Source organism: Mesorhizobium sp. M7A.T.Ca.US.000.02.2.1 (assembly GCF_003996995.1).
Classification (GTDB): domain Bacteria; phylum Pseudomonadota; class Alphaproteobacteria; order Rhizobiales; family Rhizobiaceae; genus Mesorhizobium.
In genome coordinates this window covers 17,510-27,098 of record NZ_RZTT01000017.1, presented here as the reverse complement: position 1 = coordinate 27,098, position 9,589 = coordinate 17,510, and the positions used below count along the sequence as shown (strand labels likewise).

General features: G+C 62.7%; 7 protein-coding genes. 6 read left to right on the top strand and 1 reads right to left on the bottom strand.

All coding sequences use genetic code 11. The features are described 5' to 3' along the window. The first annotated feature begins 3 nt into the window (after positions 1-3). The 6 genes from EOD15_RS03340 to EOD15_RS03315 all read left to right on the top strand — a co-directional run bounded on the left by EOD15_RS03340 (position 4) and on the right by EOD15_RS03315 (position 7,978). Entirely contained in the window at positions 4-3,810 is a 3,807-nt protein-coding gene (locus EOD15_RS03340) for a VCBS domain-containing protein (protein ID WP_127408292.1), read from the top strand. A gap of 60 nt (positions 3,811-3,870) precedes the next feature. Then, positions 3,871-4,242 (top strand): hypothetical protein, encoded by a 372-nt coding sequence (locus tag EOD15_RS03335; RefSeq protein WP_127322349.1) that lies wholly within the window; start codon positions 3,871-3,873, stop codon positions 4,240-4,242. 26 nt (positions 4,243-4,268) lie between these two features. Beyond that, complete coding sequence (locus EOD15_RS03330; RefSeq protein WP_127322350.1) at positions 4,269-5,045, top strand: transglycosylase SLT domain-containing protein; 777 nt, start codon at positions 4,269-4,271, stop codon at positions 5,043-5,045. Positions 5,046-5,137: 92 nt separating this feature from the next. Beyond that, on the top strand, positions 5,138-6,337 hold the full coding sequence (locus EOD15_RS03325) for an ABC transporter substrate-binding protein (RefSeq protein ID WP_127408291.1): 1,200 nt from the start codon (positions 5,138-5,140) through the stop codon (positions 6,335-6,337). Between the two features lie 57 nt (positions 6,338-6,394). Beyond that, the gene (locus tag EOD15_RS03320) at positions 6,395-7,075 is read left to right on the top strand and encodes a thermonuclease family protein (RefSeq protein ID WP_245463560.1); all 681 of its coding nucleotides are present in this window, start codon (positions 6,395-6,397) and stop codon (positions 7,073-7,075) included. A gap of 150 nt (positions 7,076-7,225) precedes the next feature. Further along, entirely contained in the window at positions 7,226-7,978 is a 753-nt protein-coding gene (locus tag EOD15_RS03315; protein WP_127323068.1) for a GGDEF domain-containing protein, read from the top strand. Between the two features lie 58 nt (positions 7,979-8,036). Here EOD15_RS03315 and EOD15_RS03310 read toward each other — a convergent pair whose 3' ends face one another. After that, positions 8,037-9,584 (bottom strand): GMC family oxidoreductase N-terminal domain-containing protein, encoded by a 1,548-nt coding sequence (locus EOD15_RS03310; RefSeq protein WP_185928966.1) that lies wholly within the window; start codon positions 9,582-9,584, stop codon positions 8,037-8,039. Between the last annotated feature and the right edge of the window lie 5 nt (positions 9,585-9,589).

The window sequence follows — 9,589 nt, the reverse complement described above, 5'->3', positions numbered from 1 at the left end:
GACGTGCCGACGGCGCATGCCAACACCAACAGCGTGTCGGAAGGCGCGCAGGCCTCGGGCAACGTGCTGACGGACGGGACGGCGGACGTTCTGGGTGCCGACGGTGCTGCACCTGGCGGCGCGGTGACGGGCGTGGCAACCGGTTCGAACGTCTCGAACCCGGTTAGCGGCAATCTCGGCGGAGCCGGGATCGCGGGCCAGTACGGCACGCTGGTCCTGGGCACCAACGGCGCCTACACCTACACGGCCAATCCCAACGCGGTGACCACCAACGCGGTCGATCACTTCGTCTACACCATCACCGACGGCGACGGCGACACCTCGACGGTGACGCTGGACATCACCGTCAACAATGTGACGGTGACGGCATCCGACACCGATGCGCTGGTCAGCGAGAAGGGCCTTGCGACGGGCAGCGACGCAGCCGGCAACAGCGAGATCTTCAACGGCGCGATCACGCCGGCTGGCGGCACCGGCCCGTACACCTATACGCTGACCTCGCCGGCCAGCGGCAGCTACGGCAATCTGGTGCTCAACGCCAACGGCACCTACACCTACACGCTGACCCAGACCTATGACGGTGTGACGACCAACAATGGCATCACCACCGAGCAGGACAAGGACAGCTTCACCTATACGGTGACCGACGCCCACGGCAACACCACCACCGGCTCCATCCTGGTCGACATTGTCGACGACGTGCCGACGGCGCATGCCAACACCAACAGCGTGTCGGAAGGCGCGCAGGCCTCGGGCAACGTGCTGACGGACGGGACGGCGGACGTTCTGGGTGCCGACGGTGCTGCACCTGGCGGCGCGGTGACGGGCGTTGCGACCGGTTCGAACGTCTCGAACCCGGTGAGCGGCAATCTCGGCGGAGCCGGAATCGCGGGCCAGTACGGCACGCTGGTCCTGGGCACCAACGGCGCCTACACCTACACGGCCAATCCCAACGCGGTGACCACCAACGCGGTCGATCACTTCGTCTACACCATCACCGACGGCGACGGCGACACCTCGACGGTGACGCTGGACATCACCGTCAACAATGTGACGGTGACGGCATCCGACACCGATGCGCTGGTCAGCGAGAAGGGCCTTGCGACGGGCAGCGACGCAGCCGGCAACAGCGAGATCTTCAACGGCGCGATCACGCCGGCTGGCGGCACCGGCCCGTACACCTATACGCTGACCTCGCCGGCCAGCGGCAGCTACGGCAATCTGGTGCTCAACGCCAACGGCACCTACACCTACACGCTGACCCAGACCTATGACGGTGTGACGACCAACAATGGCATCACCACCGAGCAGGACAAGGACAGCTTCACCTATACGGTGACCGACGCCCACGGCAACACCACCACCGGCTCCATCCTGGTCGACATCGTCGATGACGTGCCGGCCTTCACCCTTGTCAACGACGGCAACGGTGATGGCATTGTCAGCCTGTCGGCGTTCAATCCGGCAACGGCTACCACCTACACTGGTCAGTTTGCGGAGTGGCACTACGGGGCGGATGGGTTTGGCAGTGTTACGGCGACGGGGCCGAATGTAGAAGTTGCCTCCACCTCGTCATCCCAGATCGTGCTGAACCTGAAGGAGGGCGGTGAAGTCGTTGCCAAGCTGACGCTGAATGCCGATGGCACCGACTCGCTGGAAGTGCTGCACCGGGCAGGTGAAGTCGTCTTCAATCCAATCGCGGCAACTTCAGCAACGGCCGGAGGGCCGACAGGTTCCCTGCTCGTGGTTTTGGGCGCGACCGCCGACTTCAACATTATTGTGACCGGCGATGACGGCGTCGCCCCCACCGGCCAAAGTGGCGATACGGTTAACACCAGTAACCAAGGTTGGGCTGTCAAGGGAGACTCTGGCCAGTCAAATGACCCAAGTGAATCCATAAAATTCGCATTCGTCAATGATAGTAACAATACGACCCCCCACGGCATCGACGATTTCAAGTTCACGACCGAGGGCTACACGGGTGGCATGGCGACGGCCAATATCACCGTCCTGGTTTATACCGATGCTACGCATTATGATCAGGTGACGCTTAGCGTGACAGAAGGTCAAGTCGTCCAGATCAGCCAACTTGACTGGTCGGCTATCGCGGGTACCAGCAACTATGTAGCCGGCGATGACATCTATGCGGTCAAAATCATCAGTGATGCCTCAAATGGCGGTGGGTTCCGCCTGAATGGTGTTGAGGTCGGCGCCGCCTCTGAAAACCCACCGCCAGATCTCGACTTTAACGGCATCACAGTAACTGTTACGGATGGTGACGGCGATACTGCTACGCAAACCTTCAATGTCCATGTCGATGGCACAGCGGGCAATCAACTGACAGTTGAGGCTATCGCCGGAACTTCCGGAAATGACAATTTGGCAGGCACTGCTAGCAGTGACTCTCTGATCGGCGGCGCCGGCAACGACACGCTTACGGGCGGAGCGGGCGCTGATAGGATGACTGGCGGCATCGGCGCCGACACCTTCGTGATTGGGGCCGGCGACTCGACGCCCGTCATAGGCGGATCGGGCAACGCCGGCACGATCTCCGGCTACGACATCATCACCGACTTCGTCGCCGGGACCGATAAATTGACCCTGCCAGGCACCCTGGTGGCTGCGACCGGCGGCAACGTCAATGGCGGGAATTCCACGTTGACGATCAGTGGCGACACGGTTCAGTCTCATTCGGTCACGAACGGTATTGTCAGCTTCTTCGGGACCGACACCTTTACCGCGCCACTTGCGGTCACATCCACCGCAAGCCTGGCGGCGGTTGTCCAGTATCTGACGATAACGGATATCGGAAACGCGGGGGCGACACTCGCCTTCACGGCAACGATAGCGGCCGTGAGCCATACATTTGTCTACACTCAGAGCGGTGCAGACGCCGGCGTGGGAACTCTCGTCGATCTCCAGGGCGTCACGGTGGCAAACCTGAACACCCTGATTGGAGGGTCGGTCGATCCGATCATCCTCGACCTGAACCAGGACGGCTTTGCCTTCTCCGATGTCAATCACGGCGTCCAGTTCGACATGAATGGCGATGGCGCCAAGGAGCAGCTTGCGTGGAACAGCTCCAACGATGGCATGCTGGCGGTCGATCTCAACCATGACGGCAAGATCGACGATGGCACCGAACTGTTCACGCCGAACTTCGGCGGCGGCAACTTCGCCAGCGGCGCGGCTGCACTGGCTTCGCTCGACAGCAACCATGATGGTCTCATCGACCACAACGATACCGCCTTCGACAGCCTGCTGATCTGGAAGGACGCCAATGCCAACGGCGCCAGCGACGCCGGGGAATTGTCACACCTCGCCGACAACGGTATCGTCTCCATCAGCACGGCGGCTACGCCGACCGTTGGCGAGATCGACGGACAGACCGTGACTGGCAACGGAACTTTCCACATGGCCGACGGCACGACCGGCAACTATGTCGAGGTCGAACTCGACACCTCACTTGTTGCACCGGCAGAGCCGACCGCCGGAACCGCGGGCGCCGACACCTTCAAGCTCGACAACCTCGACATCAAGGATCTCATCACCGACTACCACGGCACCGGCCCGGGTGGTGAGGGCGACAAGATCGACCTGAGCGCGCTGTTCGACACGGCGCCGGGGGGGGACATCAATGACTATGTGCACTACGACGCAGAAACGAAGACACTGAGCGTCGATACCACTGGTTCGGGCAATGCGGCCAATTTCGTGGACGTCGCCGCGTTGCAGAACGCACCTGCCGCAGGCACGATCACGATACTCTACGACGACACAGCGCATGTGCAACACACGGCAACGATCTAACGCCATAGCGCACAACCACGTGGCTATGTTATACGTCGCTAATATCTAGGGGAGCTCAATATGAAACGTTCTGCAAGACTGCTTGTTTCCGCTGCGACGCTGTTGCTGGCAGTCGGGTCGACGGGGTATGCCGCCGACATTATCGATGGTCCGACCGGCGACATTTGCCGTGTCGTAGGCACCTCCAACCTGGTGCTGAACGACAACATCGTCGATCTGAAGCAGGAGGTTGTGAAGTTGATGGACGAGTCGGTTGCCGTCGCCAACAGCTCGGAGTGGATCAACTCGTCGCGTCCCGTCTTCGTCTGGGCGTCGGAGGCCAAGGTCGCTTGCGGCAAGGCCTATGGCTACCTGAAGACGAACTACAAGGACGAAGACTACCTCAACAAATGCGAGTGTTTTCACGATCGCATGGTCGAGTACATGCACTGACCGGATAGCCACGCCTGTTGGCCATCATGACAGCCGACGGATCCTTCCTGAAGGCGGTCGCGGGCGCGATCGTGTTGTTTGGCTTTGTCCAAACGGTCACGCCGGCCAGTGCCAACTGGCTGGAACGACCATCCGTGAAACCACAGCTTTCGTCCGGCCTGAAGCAACCGGTGCGCTGTGATCCGGCCACCGAGTGGACCCGTCAGGCTTTCAAGGCATTTGCGAGTTGCCAGGCATCGATCTATGGCCTGGAGCCGATGCTGGCGCATGCGGTGATGGAGATCGAAAGCGGCTTCGACCCCGACGTGCAAGGCGGCGACGGCGAAGTCGGCCTGATGCAGGTGATGCCGGCGACTGCCAGGATGCTCGGCTTTCGAGGTTCCCTGGACGATCTGAGCGCGCCGGCGGCCAACATCGCGCTGGGGGTCAAATATCTTGCACAGGCCAACAGGCTGGCCGCGGGCGATCTGTGCACCACCGTCATGAAATATCGCGCCGGGCACAATGAAAGCCGGTTCTCGGCCCTTTCGGTCCGCTACTGCCAGCGTGCTCGGGCAATCCTGGCAAGGGAAGGCTTTGAAGTGACCGGGCCTTTGCCGGTGGCGACGTTCGGCTTTTCCGCATTTTCGCCGGGCGGAGTGGGCGGAGCCCCTGCCCAATTCTGGCCGGGGAAGGGGGCAAAGGGCGTCTGCGTGCGCCGCGTGTTCGTGCCGGGGCCGCGATACATGAAATGCGCTGACTATCGAAGTGCCGGGCAAGCAAGGCAGATCAGGGCGCTCAGAGGCAGGCTCTTCGGCGGCTAAAAGAACTACAGACGGCACTGCAAGTCCGCCGTAACATGCGTTGAAGACCAGACCGGGAACAATATCCGGCGGCACATAGGGGTGGAGCATTCATGGAAGCTGGCCGACAGGTCCACTGTCCGCGGACATGGGCAATCGCCTTGGCGCTCGCCGCGATCGTGTCGGGCTGCCAGTCGAAGGGCGGCGTGTCCGAAGTGCTCGATCCGGCGGCGATTGCCGCGCCTGCCGGGCAGAATGGCGCCGCCGGTGCCGGCCCCGTCCAGGCGACCCAGTCGCTGGGCACCGGTTCGACCAAAGTCACGATGCTGCTGCCGCTGTCCGCCCCCGGAACGGCCGGGGAAAACGGCAGGAAGATGCTCGATGCGACCAAGCTGGCGATGACGGATATCGGCAACGGATTGCTGACGCTGACGATAGAGGACACCAAGGGCGACAGCGCGCAGGCCAGCAAACTGGCGGTCACGGCCATTACGACGGGATCGAAAGTCGTCATTGGCCCGACCGAGCTGCCGGCAGCCCAGCATATCGCCACGCTTTCGGGATCGAAGCGGCCACCGGTTCTGGCGCTTGCCGACAATTTCGCCGGCGGCGCCGGGGTCTATGCCGTGCTCCTTGGCGAAGCCGACAGCGCCGCAGCCGGCGCCGCGGGACTGGCCGCGAAAGGCAGCAAGAAGTTCGTACTGCTTGTCGCGGACGGTCCAAACGCCGGCGCCATGGAGAAGCGGGTCGCAAACAGCCTCAGCATCTACGGCGCGGCGCTTGCGGTCACTCTCCGATATTCTGCCGGCGACGGTGGCGCGAAGGCGGTCGACGAAATGGGCTCACTCGTGGACGCCCCCGACGCCGTCATAGTCGCCAGTGGCAATGGCAGTCCGGCGCCCATCCTTGCTGCCCTCAAATCGAAGGGCATTCCGGGAAAGACCATCTCCGTCGTCGGGACGAACCGTTGGCTGGAGCACCCCATGGATCCGCTCTTCGAGGGGGCGTTTATCGCCACGCTCGATCCAAGTGAAACCGGGCCGATCGCCGACCGCTTCAGGACGACATACAACTATCCGGCTGACGTCAATGTGGCCTATGCCTATGATATGGTTGCCCTGACGGCAGGGATTGCCAGCGCGGTCGGGCCTGATGGTTTCAGCAAGAAAGTTCTCGAAAATCCAAACGGCTTTCGTGGCTCGACCGGCCTGTTCCGGTTTCGGGCCGACGGATCCAGCCAACGCTCGATGCCGTTCTATCGGATTGAAAAAGGTGCGCTCAAGCTGGTTGCCAAATCGACGTCGGGTTTCTGACCGGCGCAAATCCCTGAGATCCTGTTCAAGCTGATGGGCAGGCGGGGCCGTAGCCGCTTGGCGATCGCACTCGGAAGCTTCCTGCTTTTGGCCGGTATCCTGCTGATCGTTCAGGGCGGGACGTTGCTTTCGGTCGATCGGCCTGTCCGTGCCCCGTCGCCGGATGTTGGCGATACCCGGCCTATCCGGCCGGTTGCCCCGGTTGCCGGCGCGCAACGCCTGGAGCCGGCGCGCAAGGTTGCTCAAGACCTGATCGCTCCGCCACGGCTTGATCCCGCTGAGATCGAACGGGCCGAGCCCCGTCCGCCACTCAGCGAGCTCGGTCTCGCCGTGCCCCCGAAAACGCCAATGCCCGGGGATTGGCGGGAGGTCTTGCTCTACCGCCCGATCGCCACATCGTCGGCGATGTTCGAAGCCATGGGCCGCAAGGTGGTCATCAGCGGAGTGCGAGGCATCGATCTCGACAGCTCCTGCTCGTTTCATGACGTCATCTGGCCTTGCGGCGTGCGCGCCCGCGCCGTTTTCAATTCCTGGCTGAGGGGACGCGCCTTGCACTGTTTCGTACCGCCGGACGTCGAGCGTTTTGCCGTCGCCGCGCCATGCAGGCTGGGCAAGCAGGATGTTGGCGCCTGGCTGGTCTCCAACGGCTGGGCCACGGCGCTGCCGAGCGGCATCTACGGCAAGGCGGAGGCGACAGCCCGAAAGGCTGAGATGGGCATATTCGGCCCGGCACAATAGCCTGCCATTCATCTCTGATGTTTTGTTTGTCAATCGCCACGGGCGCAGCCTTGATGGGGTCATCGCGCAATCGATTAAATTGCAAGCTTCCTTGAAACTGAAATTGCAACACACCGGCCTTATACCAGCCCAACCACAGGAGATCGGCCAGTGATAAAGACTATGGCGAGCACCACCGACCAGGCATGGAAAAGCGTCGCTTTGCTGACCTTTCTGGGAACCGCTGCAATCCTGGGCGTTTCCGTCGGCCTCAATTACCTGCTCCTGTTCTCCGAGGCGCTGACGCCATTTGGGCGCAGCATGATCACGGCAATCCTGTTGCCCGTTGTCCTTGGCGTTCCGCTTTTTCTGTTCGTTGGATTGAAACAGATCGAGCTTCGTCGCTATCGCCGGGAGCTCGACAAGTCGGCAACCTTCGACACCATGACCGGCTGCCTGAACGGAGCGGTCTTCACGTCGATGGTCGAAAAAAGAACGGCACGGCCGTCGGTGCCGGGGCCGAAATCGGGCGCCTTCCTGGTCATCCATTCGGAACATCTGCGGTCCATCAACCTGCGCTTTGGTCTTGAATGGGGCGATCAAGCCTTGCGGCTCATAGCTTCGACCATACAATCGTCGGTGCGCGCGGAGGATCTGGTTGGACGCATGGGGACGTCGATGTTCGGGGTTTTCCTCGCCGGCGCGACCGAAGCAGAAGCCAGGGAAATCGGCGAGCGTATCAGTGAGCGCATCGCGCAAGTCTATTTCGCGCCAAAAGGGACGGAGGATGCCCTGACCGTCAAGGTCGGCGGCGTGGTGTTCGAAAACCAGGTGGAGTTCGCGGACATGTTCCGGTCCGCCGAGCAGCGCATGGCCGGCGTCCAGGACGGAGCCGCGTTTGAACTGACGCATCTCCATAGCTGACAATCGCCGGGGACCAGAGCCATTCGGAACCCAGGGGAATTGTCGGACGCGGCCGCGGTTACGCTGACGACGGGGTAGCCCGTGAAGACGCCGCCCAGGTTTCGGCGATGGCGACGATCGCGGCGTTGATCGGTCCGCTCGGGATCGCCGGCATCACCGAGGCGTCTACGACAAATGCATTGTCGAAGCCGTTCAGCCGCAAGTCAGGATCGACGACGGCCTCAGTGTCACGACCCATCCGGCACGTGCCGGCCGGATGGTGATGGGTGGAAGCAGCCCTGGCGATGAAAGCATCGAGTTCGGCATCGGACTGAACCGGTGCACCTGGCAGGATCTCCGTATCGCGCCATTCGTCCAGGGCCGCATGATGGCCGACCATGCGCGCCCGCTTCAACGCCATCCTGAATGTCGCGCGATCGTGTTCGGTTTCGAGGTAATGCGGGTCGATGACCGGCGCATCGTTGCGGCCCGGGCCGCTCGGTGTGATGCGCCCGCGGCTTGTCGGATGGGTGACGCCGCACAGGATGGTGAAGGCCGAGCCATAAAGCGGGGTCTTCAGGCCCTCGGCCGCCGACGGCGCGACGACGCAGGCCAGCACGATATCGGGACTTCCGGTGGAGCGGGTCGGGTCGTCGCTGTGCAGGTACATCAGCGATTCGGAGTGCTGCAGGCGGGAGGGCGGCACCGGCTTCTTCGTGCTGTAGACATTTCCGAGAGCAAGCAGATGATCCTGCAGGTTGCGGCCGACATCGCCCCGATCGGCAAGGCAACGTATGTGAGCCTGCTTCAGCGTATCCGGGCAACCAATACCCGACCGCATGAGGATGAGCGGCGAGGACACGGCGCCGGCGCAAAGAACGATCCGGTCGGCGGACAGCGTTCCGGTCTCACCCCCGCACACCACGCTCACGCCCGTGATCTTGTGGCCGTCCAGCACCAGGTGCTCGACCTCGTGGCCGGCAAGCAAGGTCAGGTTCGGCCGCGCCATGACCTGCGACGGCAGATAGGCGTCGGCGACGCTCAGGCGCTTGCCGTCACGTATGTTGAGTGAATTGGGACTGGTGCCGACCAGTTCGCCGCTGTTGTGGTCGCTCAGGGCGGGAGCACCCATGGCGCGCCCGGCGGCGATGTAGGCCCGCACGACCGGACTGACCTCGGCGTCCGGCAGATAGACGTCCAGCGGGCCACTCTGGCCGCGTGTCGGCCCGTCGAAGGCAGTGAAGGCTTCGCTGCGGATGAAGCCCGGCAACAACCCCCGATAGGACCAGCGCTCGCCGCCGGCTTGCGCCCAGGGTTCGAAATCATCGGCATGGCCGCGGACATAGGCCATTGCATGCAGGCAGCTCGAGCCGCCGACGATCCTGCCGCGCGGCCATTCATGGACGCGGTTGGCGGTGAACGGCTGGGGCACGGTCCGGTAGCTCCAGTCGTAGGCGCGGCCCTGAAGCATCGTCCATTTCAGCGGATCGGCGATGTCGGGATCGGCCGGCATCGCCCCCGCCTCGATGAGGCCGACCTGGCACGACCGGTCTTCACTGAGCCGGCTGGCAACAACCGAGCCGGCGGATCCCGCACCGATCACCAGCACGTCGAAATGACGTTTCAATTTGA